This window comes from Streptomyces sp. NPDC048278 (assembly GCF_040652195.1).
In the GTDB taxonomy this organism is placed as follows: domain Bacteria; phylum Actinomycetota; class Actinomycetes; order Streptomycetales; family Streptomycetaceae; genus Streptomyces.
The window spans coordinates 20,915-38,111 of the sequence record NZ_JBEZLP010000061.1 but is presented as its reverse complement, the minus strand read 5'-3'; the positions used below and the strand labels follow the sequence as shown (position 1 = coordinate 38,111).

Annotated in this window: 15 protein-coding genes; 12 read left to right on the top strand and 3 right to left on the bottom strand. The window is 72.4% G+C overall.

The annotated features are described in order from the left end of the window. Positions 1-59: 59 nt before the first annotated feature. The gene (locus AB0D74_RS48665; RefSeq protein ID WP_362602492.1) at positions 60-1,232 is read right to left on the bottom strand and encodes a PP2C family protein-serine/threonine phosphatase; all 1,173 of its coding nucleotides are present in this window, start codon (positions 1,230-1,232) and stop codon (positions 60-62) included. Positions 1,233-1,378: 146 nt separating this feature from the next. On the opposite strand from AB0D74_RS48665, the gene AB0D74_RS48660 reads away from it, so the two are divergent. From AB0D74_RS48660 to AB0D74_RS48635, 6 genes are all read left to right on the top strand, one after another. Beyond that, positions 1,379-1,864 carry a MarR family transcriptional regulator gene (locus AB0D74_RS48660; RefSeq protein WP_362602489.1) on the top strand — a complete coding sequence of 162 codons (486 nt, stop codon included), beginning with the start codon at positions 1,379-1,381 and terminating at the stop codon, positions 1,862-1,864. 514 nt (positions 1,865-2,378) lie between these two features. Then, a complete protein-coding gene (locus AB0D74_RS48655) occupies positions 2,379-2,735 on the top strand; it encodes an STAS domain-containing protein (protein ID WP_362602486.1) in 357 nt (118 codons plus the stop codon). A 163-nt stretch (positions 2,736-2,898) separates the two neighbouring features. Beyond that, positions 2,899-3,243 carry a DUF6343 family protein gene (locus AB0D74_RS48650; protein WP_362602483.1) on the top strand — a complete coding sequence of 115 codons (345 nt, stop codon included), beginning with the start codon at positions 2,899-2,901 and terminating at the stop codon, positions 3,241-3,243. Between the two features lie 237 nt (positions 3,244-3,480). Then, complete coding sequence (panD, locus tag AB0D74_RS48645; protein WP_362602480.1) at positions 3,481-3,900, top strand: aspartate 1-decarboxylase; 420 nt, start codon at positions 3,481-3,483, stop codon at positions 3,898-3,900. Between the two features lie 21 nt (positions 3,901-3,921). Then, positions 3,922-4,266 (top strand): GNAT family N-acetyltransferase, encoded by a 345-nt coding sequence (locus AB0D74_RS48640; protein WP_350787880.1) that lies wholly within the window; start codon positions 3,922-3,924, stop codon positions 4,264-4,266. A gap of 10 nt (positions 4,267-4,276) precedes the next feature. After that, a complete protein-coding gene (locus AB0D74_RS48635; protein ID WP_362602475.1) occupies positions 4,277-4,933 on the top strand; it encodes an aspartate/glutamate racemase family protein in 657 nt (218 codons plus the stop codon). A 448-nt stretch (positions 4,934-5,381) separates the two neighbouring features. On the opposite strand, the gene gndA is transcribed toward AB0D74_RS48635, so the two are convergent. Further along, the gene (gndA, locus tag AB0D74_RS48630; protein ID WP_362602472.1) at positions 5,382-6,821 is read right to left on the bottom strand and encodes an NADP-dependent phosphogluconate dehydrogenase; all 1,440 of its coding nucleotides are present in this window, start codon (positions 6,819-6,821) and stop codon (positions 5,382-5,384) included. A gap of 364 nt (positions 6,822-7,185) precedes the next feature. On the opposite strand from gndA, the gene AB0D74_RS48625 reads away from it, so the two are divergent. Continuing rightward, complete coding sequence (locus tag AB0D74_RS48625; RefSeq protein ID WP_362602469.1) at positions 7,186-8,397, top strand: transglycosylase family protein; 1,212 nt, start codon at positions 7,186-7,188, stop codon at positions 8,395-8,397. Here AB0D74_RS48625 and AB0D74_RS48620 read toward each other — a convergent pair. Continuing rightward, complete coding sequence (locus tag AB0D74_RS48620; RefSeq protein ID WP_362602466.1) at positions 8,387-9,583, bottom strand: DMT family transporter; 1,197 nt, start codon at positions 9,581-9,583, stop codon at positions 8,387-8,389. The two genes, AB0D74_RS48625 and AB0D74_RS48620, sit on opposite strands and share 11 nt — an antisense overlap. 211 nt (positions 9,584-9,794) lie before the next feature. Between AB0D74_RS48620 and AB0D74_RS48615 the strand changes: the two genes are divergently transcribed. From AB0D74_RS48615 to AB0D74_RS48595, 5 genes are all read left to right on the top strand, one after another. After that, positions 9,795-10,700: a (2Fe-2S)-binding protein gene (locus AB0D74_RS48615; protein WP_362602501.1), complete on the top strand. Its 906-nt coding sequence runs from the start codon at positions 9,795-9,797 to the stop codon at positions 10,698-10,700. Positions 10,701-10,738: 38 nt separating this feature from the next. Then, positions 10,739-11,890 carry a glycogen synthase gene (gene glgA / locus AB0D74_RS48610; protein ID WP_362602498.1) on the top strand — a complete coding sequence of 384 codons (1,152 nt, stop codon included), beginning with the start codon at positions 10,739-10,741 and terminating at the stop codon, positions 11,888-11,890. 104 nt (positions 11,891-11,994) lie between these two features. Then, the gene (gene glgC, locus AB0D74_RS48605; protein WP_362602463.1) at positions 11,995-13,215 is read left to right on the top strand and encodes a glucose-1-phosphate adenylyltransferase; all 1,221 of its coding nucleotides are present in this window, start codon (positions 11,995-11,997) and stop codon (positions 13,213-13,215) included. A gap of 145 nt (positions 13,216-13,360) precedes the next feature. Further along, the gene (locus tag AB0D74_RS48600) at positions 13,361-15,694 is read left to right on the top strand and encodes a GH92 family glycosyl hydrolase (RefSeq protein ID WP_362602460.1); all 2,334 of its coding nucleotides are present in this window, start codon (positions 13,361-13,363) and stop codon (positions 15,692-15,694) included. A 221-nt stretch (positions 15,695-15,915) separates the two neighbouring features. Next, on the top strand, positions 15,916-17,175 hold the full coding sequence (locus AB0D74_RS48595; protein ID WP_362602495.1) for a wax ester/triacylglycerol synthase family O-acyltransferase: 1,260 nt from the start codon (positions 15,916-15,918) through the stop codon (positions 17,173-17,175). Positions 17,176-17,197: the final 22 nt, after the last annotated feature.

Below are 17,197 nucleotides of genomic sequence, written 5' to 3'. Positions count from 1 at the left end.
GCCCACGCGGCGGGAGCGGGGACGGGCCCGCCGCGTGGGCGGGGGCGGGCCCGCCCACGTCACGACGGCTTCCGCCCTCGCCAGTCCAGGCACACGACCAACGCGTCGTCGTCCGCCAGGACGGCATCGCCGCGATGACCCGCCAGTTCGCGCAGAACGGCGCGCGGCACCTCGGCGGCGGGCAGCAGCCGCGTGGACTGGATGGCCCGGGCGAGCGCCCGCTCTCCGTACGTCTCGCCCTTGGGCGAGTGCACCGCGTGGACGCCGTCGCTGACGAAGATGAGCCGGTCTCCCGGCTCGACGGCGAAGTCCTGCGTCACGTAGTCCGTCTCCTCGAACATGCCCAGAGGCAGCTGGGCCTCGAAGGGCACGCGCTCGACCGCGCCGGCCCGCAGCCGCAGCAGCTGGGGGGAGCCGGCGTCCACCACGCGGGCCCGGCCGGTCGCCAGGTCGAAGTCCAGCATCAGGACGGACAGGTACCGGCGGCCCCGGTAGTGGGCGTAGACGGCCTGGTCGGCCAGGGCCGCCTGGTCCTCGATGGCGATTCCGGCGCGCCGCGCGTTGCGCAGGGCGTTGACGGCGAGGTTGGTCAGCAGGGCCGCCTCTATGCCCTCGCCCATGCCGTTCGTGACGTACAGCATGAGCCGGTCGGACGTGGCGGACCAGTCGAAGTTGTCCCCGAAGACGGCGTAGGCCGGTTCCAGCTGGCAGGCCAGGTCGTACTCGGGCCGCGAGCAGGAGCGGCCGGGCAGCAGGTGCCACTGCATCTCCGCGGCCAGGGTGAGCCGGTCCTTGCGCCGGGCCTGGAGGTACAGGTCCGTGTCGCGCTCGGCCACGACCACCTCGTGCGCCAGCGCGTCGGCGATCTCGGCGAGCTCCGGGACGCAGCCGGACGCCGTCTCGCCGTCGCGCAGCGTCACGGACAGCACGCCGAGCCGGTCGCCGCGCACGCTCACCGGCAGATGGATCCGGGCCGGCCGGCCCCGGCCGTCCTCGCAGTAGGGTGCCTGGGAGCCGAAGGCCCGGCCGGCCGGGCTGCCGTGCACCGGGAGCGGCTCCAGGTTGTGCGGCGCCCCCGACACCGGCTGAAGCACCGTCAGGCTGTAGTCGGCCATGAGCAGCTCGACGTCCGCCGCGCCGTATCGCTCGGTCAGCACGACGCGGACGGCGTCCAGCAGTTCGTGGGGAGCCGCCGTGCGCAGTGCGCGTTCAGCGGTTTTGAATCTGTTCACGATGAGAGGTGCACCATTCTTTCTCCTGACAACGTGCGGGCCCGGCAGCGCCGGGCTCCGCGAGGAGCCGCATCTGTCGTCCCGAGGTGTCTGTGGCCGGTGGCGGCTGCTAGTAGGCTGAGAGGCGCCCCAGTGCCTGCGAGAGTGTGACCGTGACTGCCTTCCGCCGCCGCCCGGAGCCCGAAGAGGTCGCACGCGTGACCACACGGGCCGTCGAGCTGCTGGAGGTTGTCTGGGGGCGGGCCTCGACCGCGCCCACCTCGGCCTCCCAGCTGCGCGTGCTGCACATCCTCGAACACCACGACGGCATCAACCTGCGCACTCTCGCCGAGTTCCTCGCCTCCACCCCGCCGTCGACGAGCCGGCTCTGTGACCGGCTGCAGGCCGCGGGGTTCGTCGAGCGCGTGGTGAGCCCGGAGGACCGGCGCGAGGTTCGGCTCCATCTCAGCGCCCGGGGGCGCTTCTTCCTCGCCGATCTGCGCGCCCGCCGGGAGAGCGAGTTGCAGAAGGTGCTGGCGGACATGCCCGCGGCCAAGCGGGTCGCCCTGCTGGAGGGCCTGGAGGCGTTCTGCGCCACCGCGGCCACGCAGACACACGGTGAGGCTCCGGACTCCGACAGCCGGACCGCCTGAGGAACCTTCACGGCACCGGTGCCACCACCGCTTCACGGCGATGGCGGGCGGTGCCCGGAGCGGTCTCCGTCCACCGGATCATTCCAGGTCCTTCCCCGTGTACGTCCGACGCGGCTACTCTGTTGCCTCATGGCTATTGTTGTCAAACGGCAACTGTTTTTCGCATTCTCCTCACACCTTTCGGCCACCTCCCCTCGGCACGATCCGGAGCGACCATGCGGTACGTCCCGAACGCCGGAGACCCACGAGTGATCGGACGCACGTCCCGGCAGGTGACGCGTGCGCGGGGTGTTCACGACGGCCGCCTTTCCGCGGTCGCCGCCACGCCCCTGCACCCACCGCCTCCGCGCGGTCGTGCTCGCCCTCAGGAGGACCCGGCAGTCATCCGTGTACCCGCAGAGCGGGACCGCATGACGATCGTCGCCCTGTCCGGGGCGACTCCCGGGGGAAGCGGCCCGGCCTTCCGGTCCGGCCCCACCCGTCCCCCAGGGGGCGGCGACGTGAGGATGGCGCCATGCACCCGGCTCCCGACCTGAGTGTGCTCATCGACCGCCGCGAGCAGATCTTCGTGCTCACCGTGCGGGGCGAGGTCGACCATGACGACGCCGGCGACTTCGCGCGCGCCTGGGAGGCGGCCGACCGGGCGGCGATGCCGGTCACGGCGGTGGACCTCACCGGGGTCACCTTCGCCGACAGCATGCTCCTCAACGCACTGATCCGGGCCCGCCACCGCCACCAGGCCGACGGCAGATCCCTGGTGCTGGTCGGCCCCCTGCGCGCCCCCGTCAGCCGGCTCCTGGAGATCAGCGGCACCACGGACCTGTTCCCCGTCACGGACGCCTGCCCCGGCGGAGACCGCGCGGACCCGTAAGGCACCGCGACCGCGCCGCCGGCGTGACCGCCCCCGGGCGTGGGCTCTGGAGCGGGGAGAGCCGTACGTCGTGCCGCGTACTCCGCCGCATCAGCCGGGAGGACACGGGTACGCAGGGTGCAGGAGGCCGAAGACGGCTGGTCGAACGCCGAAGGACCACGTCATGAGCGCAACGAACCAGGGTGGGCCCGGGGGCCCTGCAACGAGAAGGGGCTCGGGAACGATCGGCCGCCGCTCGCCCCGGACCGGTACGGAACCCGCCATGGTACGAAGCCCGCTCCGGCTGCGCCTGCTGCTGTCGGCCGTATTCGCCCCGGTCTTCGTCGCGGCGACCGTGTACTTCGCGGTGTGGGCGGCCGGGTCCCACCCGGGAGAGAGCCCCGGGCGAGGGCCGTTGACCGTCCTCGCGGTGGTGTGCGGAGTGCTCGCACTTCTCGCCCTGACCGACCTGGTCGTGGTGACGCGTCGGCTGCGGCGCGAACGAGCCGGCGCACCGGCCACGCGCTGAGCGCCGCCGCTTCGCCGGGATACGGCCGGCCGTCGTTCAGCCGCCGGTACGGCTCCGCGCGCTCGAAGCCCCGCGTCCCCGCCGGCGCACCGTCGGGGCCCGAGTGGCGGTGATCACGGACGCCGTTCGGGAAGTGCCGCGTAGGCCTGGGCTGTCGTCGTGGTGGGCGGTAGGGTGTCGAAACAGCCCTTGACCTGCAAAATCGCAGGCAGGGAGCCTACTTGTGGGAGTGCCCCAATGCTGCGCACCATGTTCAAGTCCAAGATCCATCGCGCCACCGTCACCCAGGCCGACCTGCACTACGTGGGATCCGTGACCATCGACGCCGACCTCCTCGACGCCGCGGACCTGCTGCCCGGCGAACTGGTCCACATCGTCGACATCACCAACGGCGCCCGGCTGGAGACGTACGTCATCGAGGGCGAGCGGGGCTCCGGGGTCGTCGGGATCAACGGGGCGGCGGCCCACCTCGTGCACCCCGGAGACCTGGTGATCATCATCAGCTACGCTCAGGTCACCGACGCCGAGGCGCGTACGCTTCGGCCGCGGGTCGTGCACGTCGACCACGACAACCGGGTCGTGGCCCTCGGCGCCGACCCGTCCGAGCCGGTACCGGGCTCGGACCAGGAGCGCAGCCCGCAGGCCGTGTCGGCCTGACCGGAGGACCAGGAGGGCGACATGAGCGACATCGAGATCCGCGACGACCGTGCGGCCGGCCGCCTTGAGGCGGTCACCGGCGACGAAGTCGTCGGCCACATCGAGTACTTCGTCCTGGAGTCGCCCTCCCGGGCCCTCGTGCCCGTCCACACCATCGTGGAGCCGGAGCACGAGGGGAAGGGCATCGCGGGCTCCCTCGCCCGTGAGCTGTACGCGATCTCCGAGCGGGAGGAGACCCCGGTGGCACCGCTCTGCCCGTACGTCGTCAGGTGGGCCGAGCGCCACCCCGACGTGGCGCCGACGCCGGACCCCGAGCTGCTGCGCGCCGCGAAGGAGTGGCTGGTCGCCCACCCCGGCCGCTTCTGAGGGCCCGCACGTGCTCGCCCTCCTCCACACCTCACCCCTTCACGTCCCCGTCTTCGACGCCCTGCGGGACGAGCACCACCCGGGCCTGGAGCTACGCCACTCCGTGGACCCGGACCTCCTGGCCCGGGCCCGCCGAGAGGGCCCCGAAGCGGTCACGGCAGATGTCGCCGCGGCCCTCCGCCGGGCGGTGAACGCCGACGTACGGGCCGTGCTCTGCACCTGCTCGACGATCGGCGAGGTCGCGGAGCGGGCCGCCGCCGAGCTCGGCGTACCGGTGATTCGCGGCGACCGCCCCATGGCCGCCGCGGCGGTCGCCACAGGCCCCCGTGTCGCCGTCCTGGCGACGGTCGAGAGCACCCTGCCGCCCACCCTGGCCCTGCTCGACGACGAGGCGCGCCGCGCGGACCGCCCGGTCCACGTCCGCGCCCGGGTCGTACCGGACGCCTGGACCCGCTTCGAGGCCGGTGACATCGAGGGATGCGCCCGCCTGGTGGCAGCCGCGGCGGACGCCGTGACCGACGCCGACGTGATCGTCCTGGCGCAGGCCTCCATGACCTCGGCCGCGACGTTCACGACCACGACGGTCCCCGTCCTGTCCAGTCCGCGCCCGGGCCTCGCGGCGGCGGCGAGGAGTGCGCGCGCGCCGCTCGGGTACGTGGGGCAGTAGACCCCAGAGGTGACATCGAGCCACTGGCCGGAGAACACCATGACGAACCCACCCCCAGCCCCCCACCCTCCGGACCCCTACCCGAGCCCGGTCCCCACCCCCCAACCACCCCCAGCCCCCGAACCAACCCCACCACCCCAGCCCCCGACACCCCCCACCCCACCCCCCATCCCCCCAGACCCAAACCCCACCCCATCCCCAGGCCCACCCCTGACCTGACCCACCCCCACCCCCTCAGGGGCGCGGGGAACTGCGCGAAAACCCCCGACGGCCCGCACCCGACATCCAACCGGGACCGCCCCGCCACCCCTCAGGGGCGCGGGGAACTGCGCAAATCCCCCCGACGGCCCGCACCCGACAACGAACCGGGACCGACTCCCACCCCCCTCAGGGGCGCGGGGAACTGCGCGAAACCGCAGCCCACCCGCACCCGCAAGCGACCGGCGCGCTACGCCGTGACCTCCGAGCGGTCCCCGCCCCACAGCGTGTGGAACGACCCCTCCCGGTCCACCCTCCGGTACGTGTGCGCCCCGAAGAAGTCCCGCTGCCCCTGCGTAAGCGCCGCAGGCAACCGCTCCGCCCGCAACGCGTCGTAGTACGCCAGCGCCGCCGAGAAGCCGGGCACGGCGACCCCCTCCCGCGTCGCGGCGATGATCACCTCACGCCAGTCGTCCTGCGCCGCCGCGATCTCCCGCGCGAACGTCTCGTCCGACAGCAGGCTCGGCAGATCCGCCCGCGCGTCGTACGCCGCCCGGATCCGGTCCAGGAACGCCGCCCGGATGATGCAGCCGCCCCGCCAGATCGAGGACACCGCCCCGAGGTCGATGTCCCAGTCGTACTCGTCGCTGCCCGCCTGGATCTCGTGGAAGCCCTGCGTGTACGACACGATCTTCGACGCGTACAGCGCCTGCTCCACCCGGTCCGCGAACGCCGCCGCCTCCGCCTCGGACAGCGCCGTCGGCTTCGGACCGGCCAGCCCCCGGGACGCGGCCCGCAGGTCGGCGTGGCCGGACAGGGACCGCGCGAAGACCGCCTCGGCGATGCCCGACACCGGCACGCCCAGGTCGAGCGCGATCTGCACCGTCCAGCGGCCGGTGCCCTTCTGCTCCGCCTGGTCCACCACCACGTCCACGAACGGCTTGCCGGTCGCGGCGTCCACGTGCGCCAGCACCTCCGCCGTGATCTCGATCAGGTACGAGTCGAGCCGGCCCGTGTTCCACGTGCGGAAGATGTCCGCGATCTGCGCGGGGGAGTACCCGGCGACATCGCGCAGCAGCTGGTACGCCTCGCCGATCAGCTGCATGTCGGCGTACTCGATGCCGTTGTGCACCATCTTCACGAAGTGCCCGGCGCCGTCGGGACCGATGTGCGTCACGCACGGCGCGCCGTCGGCCGCCTTCGCCGAGATCTTCTCCAGCATCGGACCCAGCGAGTCGTACGACTCCTTCGGCCCGCCAGGCATGATGCTCGGCCCGTGCAGCGCGCCCTCCTCACCGCCGGACACGCCCATGCCCACGAAGTGGATGCCCTGCTCGCGCAGCGCCTTCTCGCGGCGCCGGGTGTCCGCGAAGTGCGCGTTGCCGCCGTCGATGATCATGTCGCCGGGCTCCAGGAGCGGTGCGAACTCCTCGATCACCGCGTCCGTCGGACCGCCCGCCTTGACCATGATGACCAGCCGGCGCGGTCGCTCCAGCGCCGCCACGAACTCCTTGGCGGTCTCGGCCGCGATGAAGTCGCCCTCGTCCCCGAAGTTCTCCACCAGCTCGTGTGTCTTCGACACCGTGCGGTTGTGCAACGCCACCGTGTAGCCGTTGCGCGCGAAGTTCCGGGCGAGGTTGCGGCCCATGACCGCGAGACCCGTGACGCCGATCTGCGCCGAAGTGCTCATACCGCCTGCTCCTCAAGAATCAAGTCGATCCCGTAGAACGTGCAAGGGATGCTGCCGCCGCTCATGCCCGCCAGTATTGCCCAAAGGCCATCCTGACCCGCCGTTCGACCGGCCGCACTTGCAGATACGCACCACACCGGCCCGACGCCTCAGTAACCTCGTGAAACGCATTCAGGGAGCCCTGCCGGACCCGTACGGCTGACGGTGCGTCAACGCCTCTCCCGCTCGCACCCGTTCGGGCGCGACGGCCGGGTACCCGGGGACAACCCGGGGAGAAGAGGCGGCTGATTGCCGTCTTGTCATGGCCTGTTCGGGACGCTTACTTTTGGCCTTCCTGACGCGCGTGGCGAGGGGGACTTCCGACATGGCCGAACACGGCCGGCACCGCCGGTACCAGCCGAACAGGATCAACCGCGCCTCGCTCACCGTCACGGCGGGCGGTGCCGGCCTCGCGCTCCCGCTCGCCGCCGCCGGAAGTGCCGACGCGGCCTCCGTGTCCACCTGGGACCGGGTCGCCGCCTGCGAGTCCAGCGGCGACTGGGGCATCAACACCGGCAACGGCTTCTACGGCGGCCTCCAGTTCACCCAGTCCACCTGGGAGGCCTACGGCGGCACGAGGTACGCGCCACGCGCCGACCTCGCCACCAAGGACCAGCAGATAGCGGTGGCGGAGAAGGTCCTCGACGGCCAGGGCCCCGGCGCCTGGCCGGTCTGCTCGGTGCGGGCCGGGCTCACCCGCGGCGGCGACACCCCCGACGTGCACACGGAGAGCGCCGCCACCCACCCCGCGACGGACCACGCTGCGAAGGGTTCGGCCAAGAGCGCCACGAAGAGTTCCGTACGGGACGTACAGCCGCAGACCACCCCGCAGTCCCGGGCCGGCCGGGCCGAGATGTACACCGTGGTGCACGGCGACACGCTCTCCGGGATCGCCGACGAGCACGACGTCTCCGGAGGCTGGCACCGGCTCTACGCGGCCAACCGCACGACGGTCGGCTCCGACCCCGACCTGATCCTGCCGGGCCAGCGGCTGAGCCTCACGGGCCGGGCCACGAAGACCGAACCGGCGGCGAAGAAGCCGGCCACGAAGACCAAGGCCCACCCCAAGACCGAGCCCAAGTCGGAATCCAGGACGAAGGCCGCGAAGACGAAGTCCGCCACCCACACCGGCCACACCCTCGTCGCCCCCGTCGACGCCCCGATCGGCACGCCCTACCACGCGTCCGGCTCGCACTGGTCGAAGGGCTACCACACCGGCGTCGACTTCCTCGCGCCCACCGGCACCTCCGTGAAGGCGGTCGAGGCCGGGGAGGTCGTCACGGCGGGCTGGGGCGGCTCCTACGGCTACCAGGTGGTGATCCGGCACGCCGACGGCCGCTACACGCAGTACGCCCACCTGTCGGCGATCTCCGTGCGGGCCGGGCAGAGCGTGTCCACGGGCCAGCGGATCGGCCGTTCCGGCTCCACCGGAAACGCCACGGGCCCGCATCTGCACTTCGAGGTGCGGACGGGGCCCGGTTTCGGCTCGGACATCGACCCGGTCGCCTATCTCCGGGCCGGCGGCGTCAGGATTTGATCCGCGTACGGTGCCGTTCCAGGAAGGGACCGTGCACGTAGTCGGCGGCGGGCAGCAGCACCTCGGGCACCTCCGGGACCACGTCCCGCAGCGCGGAACCGGTCCGCTGCTGCGGCATCCCGACCAGTGAGGCGGCCTCCGCCGACCTGGCCACCTCCACCGGCTCCGCCTGCGTCGCGCCGAAACGGTCCGAGCCGACACGGTCCGAACCCGGACCGCCGCGCTCCGCACCCGCGTGTGCCAGGCCCGCCTCGGCCAGTTCCACCAGCGCCTCGACCAGCGGCTCGGGCGACACCTCGGCCGCCGCGTCGACCCCGGCCACCGCGGGGTCCGGCACCGGCAGGGCCGGATGCGGGGTGCGCTCGATGCGCTCGGTCGTCAGCAGGATCAGGCCGCCCGCCGCCACCACGCCGCAGCCCAGTGCCAGCAGGGTGCCCGTCGCGCCGTAGCGGAACGTCTCGCCGAACATCGTGATGCCGACCGCGGCGGCCAGCACCGGGTTGACCACGGTCAGCGTGGCCAGGGGCGCGGCGAGGCCGCCGCCCCGGTACGCGGCCTGCGAGATCAGGACGCCCGCGACCGCGTAGGCGCCGATCACGGACAGCCAGAGCAGGTCGGCGGTGGCGATCCCGCCGTCCCAGTCGATCGCCACGACCTTGGTGAACACCGAGGACATGCCGAAGGCTATGCCGGACGCGACGGCGAGCAGCACGCTGCGCACCGCCGGATGCCGGTGCGCGGCGCGGCCCGCGATCATCAGCGCCACGACCGCCGCGCCGGTGACCACCGCGACCCCGATCCGCCCGGCGGAGGCCAGGGTGTGCGAGTCGGAGGAGCCGACCAGGGAGAGCAGACCTGCCAGACCGACGGTCGCCATGATCGCGCCCCGCCAGGCGGTCGCCCCGGCCCGGCGGCCGACGAACAGGGCCGCCATGGGCAGTGCGAACACGATGGTGAGCGCGCCCAGCGGCTGCACCAGGCTCAGCGGGCCGTAGGCCAGTGCCACGACGTGCAGCAGGCCGCCGAGGCCGTTGAGCGCCATCGCCCCCCACCAGCTCGGGCGGCGCAGCGGCGCGTACTGCTCGTCGGGGGAGGAGACCGCTACCTGTTCCTGCACGATCGCTCCGCCGGCGTAGGCGACGGCGGAGACGAAGGAAAGCAACACGGACAACGCGAGGGCGCTCATGTTCGGCTCCTCTGCGTCAGGCGGTGCCGCTTGGCCCCGCGCGGTGATCGGTCGGCTTCCATGAGCAACACTCTGCCCGTCCGTGTGCTTCCCGTCGTCGTACCTGAGCACCTAATGGGTCCTACTACCGATGGAGTACGGCGGGATCCCGATCATCCCCAGGGTGGGGGCCGCCGGGTGGAGGCGGCGTGTCTCCTTGCTCCCGGGAACCCTGGTACTACTGCTGTTCGTGGACCTGTACGAGGAGCTGGACCCCGATCTCGCCGCGCTCCGGCCGCTCGGCGGCTTCTTCGTGCTGCGCACGGTCCGACCGGCGGTAGGAGGTCCCGACGCGGCGCGGATCGGCCGGCTCGCGACTCTGGCAAAGGGCTATAAAAAACTCACGTCGGATGTTTACGGGAATGTCCTTACTTTCCGTGTCGAGGCCGTTTCGGGGCGTCTGGGGACCGCCGAGCCCCGGGTCGCCGCCTCCATCGCCCACCAGGCGCTGGCCGCCCGGCTCTGGTCCGTGGCCCTGGGCTGCGCCGTCCGCTACGGCCGCCTGCCCGACCTCGACCCGGGCCTGCTCCGCTGGGACCCCGCCGCCGGCGCCCCCGACGACCTCTGGCTCACCGAGGTACGCGCGCTGCCCGACGGCACCGGCACCCGCACCCGCATCGGCCCCGACCGGGCCGCGCCCGTCGATCCGGCCGCGCCCGTCGATCCGACCGGGCCCGTCGACCCGGTGGTGCCCGCCGCCCCGGAGGTGCTCGCCGACGCTGTCGTACGCGCCGTGGTGCACGCCCATCTCGAACCCCTCGGTGCGGCCCTGCGGGACCGCTACGGTCTCGCGGCCGGTCTGCTGTGGGGCAACGCCGGCTCCGCGCTGGCCGGTGCCGCGCGGGAGCTGGACCGCTGGGCGCGTGCGAACGACTGTGCGGATTCGGTCGCCCGGACCCGCGCCCTCGCCGACGCCCTCTTCGCGCACCCCCTGCTGAAACCCACCGGCACCCGCACCGGCCTGGCCTTCCGGCGCCGCAGCTGCTGTCTCTACTACCGGGTACCGGGCGGCGGCGTCTGCGGTGACTGTTGTTTCACACAACCACCGCGCTCTTCCCCGCGCGCCGCATCTGGGTGACCATGGAACAACCGGCCGTGGAGAGCGAGGGGTTGCGGGTGCGAGTCGGACTGCTGACCCGGGAGTACCCCCCGGACGTCTACGGCGGCGCGGGTGTTCACGTGGAGTTCCTCGCCAGGGAGTTGCGCCCCCTGGTCGACCTGGAGGTGCACTGCTGGGGCGAGGGCCGCGGGGTCGGCGTCGTCCGGCACCGCCCCTGGTCCGCCCTGGACACCGCCAACGACGCGCTGCGCACCTTCTCCGTCGACCTGGCGATGGCCGCGGGCCTCGAAGGCCGTGAACTCGTCCACTCCCACACCTGGTACGCCAACCTGGCCGGTCACGTGGCCAAGATGCTCTACGGCGTCCCGCACGTGGTGACCGCCCACTCACTGGAGCCGCTGCGGCCCTGGAAGGCCGAGCAACTCGGCGGCGGCTACGCCCTGTCGAGCTGGGCCGAGCGCAGCGCGATCGAGGCCGCCGACGGCGTGATCGCGGTGTCCGGGGCGATGCGCGCGGACATCCTCGACTGCTACCCCGCCCTGGACCCGGCGAAGGTCCACGTCGTGCACAACGGCATCGACACGGCCCTCTACCGCCCGGACCGCTCCACCGACGTCCTGGCCAGGGTCGGCATCGACCCCGGCCGTCCCTACGTGCTCTTCGTCGGCCGGATCACCCGCCAGAAGGGCGTGCCCCATCTGCTGCGCGCGGTACGGGACATCGACCCGGCGGCGCAGGTCGTGCTCTGTGCGGGGGCGCCCGACACGCCGGAGATCGACCGGGAGTTCCGCGAGCTGTTCGCGGAGCTGAGCCGGGTCCGCGAGGGCGTGCACTGGATCCCGCAGATGCTGCCCCGCGCCGACGTCATCCAACTCCTCACGCACGCGGCCGTGTTCGCCTGCCCTTCGGTCTACGAGCCGCTCGGCATCGTCAACCTGGAGGCGATGGCCTGTGGCACGCCCGTGGTGGCGTCCCGGGTCGGCGGCATCCCCGAGGTCGTCGAGGACGGCAAGACGGGCCTGCTGGTCGATCTGGACGACGACTTCGAGCAGGGCCTCGCGCGGGCGCTGGACGCGGTCGTCGGGGACCGGGAGACGGCCCGTCGGATGGGCGAGGCCGGACGGGAGCGGGCCGTGGGGGAGTTCGGCTGGGACGCCGTGGCCCGGCGCACGGTCCGGCTCTACGAGGAGATCCTCAAGCAGGCGTAACGACAGGCGTAACGAACAGGCCGCCTGTTCGACGTGATCCCGGTGCAGGCTTAGCGGGTGTGCTCCCAGGGCAGGCATGGAGCACCAGGGTGAGGGGAGCGGCCATGCGTCGTGGTGGGCCTTCGGTACTCGGGATCGTGCTGGCCGGCGGGGAGGGCAAACGCCTGATGCCGCTGACCGCCGACCGGGCCAAACCAGCGGTCACCTTCGGCGGTACCTACCGTCTGGTCGACTTCGTGCTGTCCAACCTGGTCAACGCGGACGTGCTGCGCATCTGCGTGCTGACGCAGTACAAGTCGCACTCGCTGGACCGGCACATCACCACCACCTGGCGGATGTCCAGCCTGCTCGGCAACTACGTCACGCCGGTCCCGGCGCAGCAGCGGCTCGGCCCGCGCTGGTACCTGGGCAGCGCCGACGCCATCCTGCAGTCCCTCAATCTGATCCACGACGAACAGCCCGACTACGTCGCGGTGTTCGGCGCCGACCACGTCTACCGCATGGACCCGCGGCAGATGCTCCAGCAGCACATCGAGGGCGGCGCAGGGGTCACGGTCGCGGGCATCCGCATCCCGCGCGCGGAGTCCTCGGCGTTCGGTGTGATCGCCCCGGGCTCGGACGGGCAGACGATAGAGACCTTCCTGGAGAAGCCGGCCGACCCGCCGGGCCTGCCGGACGCCCCGGACTGCGTCTTCGCCTCCATGGGCAACTACATCTTCACCACCAAGACCCTGGTGGAGGCCCTGCACCGGGACGCCGAGGACGAGGACTCGGTGCACGACATGGGCGGCTCGATCCTGCCCCAGCTCACCGCCCGCGGCGAGGCCCAGCTCTACGACTTCGGCACCAACCACGTCCCCGGCGAGACCAGCCGCGACCGCGGCTACTGGCGGGACGTCGGCACCCTCGACGCGTACTACGACGCCCACATGGACCTGATCGCCGAGCGGCCCGCCTTCAACCTCTTCAACCGGCAGTGGCCCATCTACACCCACTCCAACCAGCTCTCCCCGGCCCGCTTCAACGCCGGCGGCATGGCGAGCGAGTCCATCATCAGCGCCGGCTGCCTGATCCGGGGCCAGGTCACCCGGTCCGTGCTCTCCCCGGGCGTGCGCGTCGACCCGGGCGCGGTGGTCCAGGGGTCGGTCCTGCACGACAACGTCATCATCGGGCGCGGCGCCGTGGTCCGCGGCGCGGTCCTGGACAAGAACGTCGAGGTCCCGCCCGGCGCGACCATAGGCGTCAACCCGGACCGCGACACCGAGCTCTACACCGTCTCCAAGGGCGGCGTCATCGCCCTCGGAAAGGGACAGCTGGTCTCCTAGCCCCGCCCCGGGTGCCCGCCGACTCGGGCGCGACGCGCTGTGAGTGAAAACCCCTCATTTGCCGGATTTTGGTGCCCTCTCCCCTCACGATGCAGACAGCAATGTCGAACTTCGGAGGTCATCCGACATGAGAGGGACCCGTGGTATGTCACATACCACCGCGGCTCTCCGGCGCAGCCGGCTGTGCCTCGCCGCCGTGCTGACGGCGTCCGCGCTGCTCACCGCCCCCGCCGCGGGGGCCGCCGAACCGGCCGACGGCCCCCTCGCCGACCTGGTGAACCCGTTCATCGGCAGCCAGGACGAGGGCAACACGTTCCCCGGCGCGGCCGTGCCCTTCGGCATGGTGCAGCTCTCCCCGGACACCGGGCACAGCACCGGCTACGACTACTCCCAGCGCCGGATCCGCGGCTTCTCCCTGGTCCACCTCTCCGGCGTCGGCTGTGCCATCGGCGGCGACCTGCCCGTGCTGCCCACCACCGGCGACGTCACGCAGACGGACTACGCCACGTACGCCGCCGGCTTCGACCACGCCGACGAGGCGGCGAGCCCCGGCTACTACCGCGTCGGCCTCGACTCGGGCGTGACGGCCGAGCTGACCGCGACCGCCCGCACCGGCGTCCAGCGCTACACCTTCCCGGCCACCGGCAAGGCCAACGTCCTGCTCAACGCCCACCAGGCGCTGCACAAGCCGGTCAGCAGCGACGTCGAGATCCTCGACGACCACACCGTCCGCACCCGGATCACCGGCCACGGCTTCTGCCGCGAGACCGCCCCGTACACCGTCTACACGGTCACCCGCTTCAGCCGCCCCTTCACCGCGTACGGCACCTGGAACGGCACCGCGGTCACCCCCGGCTCCCGCACCGGAGCCGACGGCGCCTACGTCCGCTTCGACACCACCCGGGACCGTACGGTGGAGGCGACCACCGCCCTGTCGTACGTCGACGCACAGGGCGCCGAGGTCAACCTGCGCGCCGAGGGCGGCCGTTCGTTCGACTCGGTACGACGGCAGGCCCGGGACGCCTGGGAGCGGCGGCTCGGCGGCGTCCGGGTCCGGGGCGGCTCCCCGACCCTGCGCCGTACCTTCTATTCGTCCCTGTACCGCACCTTCCTCGCGCCCAACGTCGGCGGCGACGCCGACGGCCGCTACACCGGCTGGGACCGCCGGATCCACCGCGCCCAGGGGTTCACCTACTACCAGAACTGGTCGCTCTGGGACACGTACCGCACCCAGGCCCAGGCACTCGCCCTGCTCGCCCCGCGCGAGGCCCGCGACATGGCGCTGTCGGTGCTGAAGGTCGACGAGGAGGGCGGCTGGCTGCCCAAGTGGGGCTACGGCACGGTCGAGACGAACATCATGACCGGCGACCCGGTCACCCCCTTCCTGACCACCGCCTACCAGCTGGGCCTGCTCAAGGGCCACGAGGAGCGGGCCTACCGGGCCCTGAGGAAGAACGCCGACGGCGTGCCGCCGGCCGCCAACGCCGGGGTCGGCCGCGAGGCCAACGCCGAGTACCTCGCCGAAGGATTCGCGCCGTACCTCAAGGGCCGCCCGCACACCAAGGTGGGCGACTCCGACTACGACCACGGCGCCTCCGTCACCCTGGAGTACGCGCTCGCCGACGCGATGCTCGCGCAGATGGCCCGGGACCTCGGCCACGTCGAGGACGCGGCCCGCTACGCCACCCGGGCGCAGAACTACCGCAACGTCTTCGACCCCTCCACCGGCTTCTTCCGGGCCCGCGACGCCGCCGGCCTCTTCACCGGCAGCCCCGACCCGGCCCGCGGCATCGGCTTCCACGAGGGCACCGCCTGGCAGTACCAGTGGCTCGTCCCGCAGGACCTGCCCGGCGTGATCTCCCTGATCGGCGGCGAGCGCGCCACCAACGCCCGGCTCGACTCCTTCTTCGCCTACGACAAGGTGCTCGCCGACCCGGCGAAGACCGCCCGCGAGGTGTGGGTGCACGGCAACGCCTACGCCTACTACAACGCGGCCGTCTACAACCCGATGAACGAGCCCGACCTGATCGCCCCGTACACCTACCTCTCCACCGGTCAGCCCTGGAAGACCACCGACGTGGTGCACGCGGCGCTGACCCTGTTCACCGACGGCCCGACCGGGATGACCGGCAACGACGACCTCGGCACCATGTCCGCCTGGAACGTCCTGTCGTCCCTCGGCCTCTTCCCGGTGCAGCCCGGCTACGGCACCTGGGGTCTGTCCACGCCCGTCTTCGACCGGGCCGACGTCCGCCTCGACCGCCGCTTCTGGCCGAGCGGAGGGTTCACCGTGACCGCGCCGGGGACCTCCGCCGACCACCGGTACATCCAGCGGGCCCGCGCCGACGGCGGCGACTACGGCCGTACCTACCTGACGACCGGTGCGCTGCGCTCCCTGCGGTCGCTGGCGTTCACGGTCGGCCCGCGCCCGTCAGAGTGGGGTACGTCACCCGAGGCGGGACCGCCGGCGCTGAAGTGATCTCAGGTGCCCCATGAGTCCCGCCTCTTTCGGAGGAGGCGGGACTTAATCTGCTGTTAACTGAGCGTAGCGTGATCGTACTTGACCGTAATAATGAGTCGGCGTTTGACTGCTGATCCACCCTCCGTCAACGCGAGGCATTCCCTTTGAAGACTGCGACTGCTGATCTGCTCGCTCCTCTTGATCTGGCGTTCTGGAACATCGAGTCGGAGCAACACCCGATGCACCTCGGCGCGCTGGGCGTGTTCTCGGCGCACTCGCCGACCGCCGGCGCGCACGCCGCCGACCTGCTCGCGGCCCGGGCCGTCGCCGTACCCGGACTGCGCATGCGCATCAGAGACGTCTGGCAGCCACTCGCGTTCGGCAGCGCGGCCCGCGAGACCGACCCCGACTTCGACCCCCTGAACCACGTCCGGCTGCACGCTCCGACCGCCGACTTCCACACCGTCGCCGGACGGCTGATGGAGCGTCCGCTGGAGCGCGGCCGGCCGCCGTGGGAGGCACATGTGCTGCCCGGCGAGGACGGGGTGTCCTTCGCGGTGCTGTTCAAGTTCCACCACGCCCTCGCCGACGGGCTGCGCGCCCTCAAGCTGGCCGCCGGTGTCATGGACCCGCTCGACCTGCCGGTGCGCGCCCCCCGCTCGATCGAGCCGCCGCGCCCGATGCTGGCGCTGCCCGACGTGCGCAGGCTGCCCGAGCTGGTGCGCGGCGCCCTCTCCGACGTGGGCCGGGCCCTCGACATCGGCGCCTCGGTCGCCCTGTCCGCCCTCGGGGTGAGCTCGTCGGCCGCGCTGAAGTCCGAGCCGACCGGTACCCGGAGCATCGCCGGTGTCGACCTCGACATCGACGACGTGCACCGCGTCCGCAAGGCCGTCGGCGGCACCGTCAACGACGTGCTGATCGCCGTCGTCGCCGGTGCCCTGCGCCGCTGGCTGGTCGAGCGCGGCGACGGCACCGAGGGCGTCGCCCCGCGCGCCCTGATCCCCGTCTCCAAGCGCCGCCCGCGCACCGTGGCCCCGCAGGGCAACCGGCTCTCCGGGTACCTGATACGGCTCCCGGTCGACAACCCCGACCCGATCGCCCGCCTCGACCGCGTCCGCACGGCGATGGTCCGCAACAAGGACGCCGGCCCCAACCGGGGCGCCGGTGCCGTCGCCCTGCTCGCCGACCACGTACCCGCGCTCGGGCACCGGCTCGGCGGGCCGCTCGTCGGCCAGGCCGCCCGGCTCTGGTTCGACATCCTGGTCACCAGCGTGCCGCTGCCGGGCGTCGGCCTGCGCCTCGGCGGCCACCCGCTGACCGCCGTCTACCCGCTGGCCCCGCTGGCCCCCGGCCAGTCCCTGGCGGTCGCCATCTCCACCTACCGCAACCACGTCCACTACGGCCTGGTCGCCGACGCCAGCGCCGTCCCCGACCTCGACGTGCTGGCCCGCGCGGTCACCGACGAGGTGGACTCGCTGATCGCCGTCTGCGAGCCGTGATCCGGTCGGGTTTGGAGGTAAT

What these genes read in the sequence shown, in the direction of transcription:
- AB0D74_RS48655 (WP_362602486.1), top strand. Translation starts at nt 2,379, where the DNA reads ATGCACCCGGCTCCCGACCTGAGTGTGCTCATCGACCGCCGCGAGCAG.
- AB0D74_RS48650 (WP_362602483.1), top strand. Translation starts at nt 2,899, where the DNA reads ATGAGCGCAACGAACCAGGGTGGGCCCGGGGGCCCTGCAACGAGAAGG.
- panD (WP_362602480.1), top strand. Translation starts at nt 3,481, where the DNA reads ATGCTGCGCACCATGTTCAAGTCCAAGATCCATCGCGCCACCGTCACC.
- AB0D74_RS48640 (WP_350787880.1), top strand. Translation starts at nt 3,922, where the DNA reads ATGAGCGACATCGAGATCCGCGACGACCGTGCGGCCGGCCGCCTTGAG.
- gndA (WP_362602472.1), bottom strand. Translation starts at nt 6,821, where the DNA reads ATGAGCACTTCGGCGCAGATCGGCGTCACGGGTCTCGCGGTCATGGGC.
- AB0D74_RS48625 (WP_362602469.1), top strand. Translation starts at nt 7,186, where the DNA reads ATGGCCGAACACGGCCGGCACCGCCGGTACCAGCCGAACAGGATCAAC.
- AB0D74_RS48620 (WP_362602466.1), bottom strand. Translation starts at nt 9,583, where the DNA reads ATGAGCGCCCTCGCGTTGTCCGTGTTGCTTTCCTTCGTCTCCGCCGTC.
- glgC (WP_362602463.1), top strand. Translation starts at nt 11,995, where the DNA reads ATGCGTCGTGGTGGGCCTTCGGTACTCGGGATCGTGCTGGCCGGCGGG.
- AB0D74_RS48600 (WP_362602460.1), top strand. Translation starts at nt 13,361, where the DNA reads ATGTCACATACCACCGCGGCTCTCCGGCGCAGCCGGCTGTGCCTCGCC.
- AB0D74_RS48595 (WP_362602495.1), top strand. Translation starts at nt 15,916, where the DNA reads ATGCACCTCGGCGCGCTGGGCGTGTTCTCGGCGCACTCGCCGACCGCC.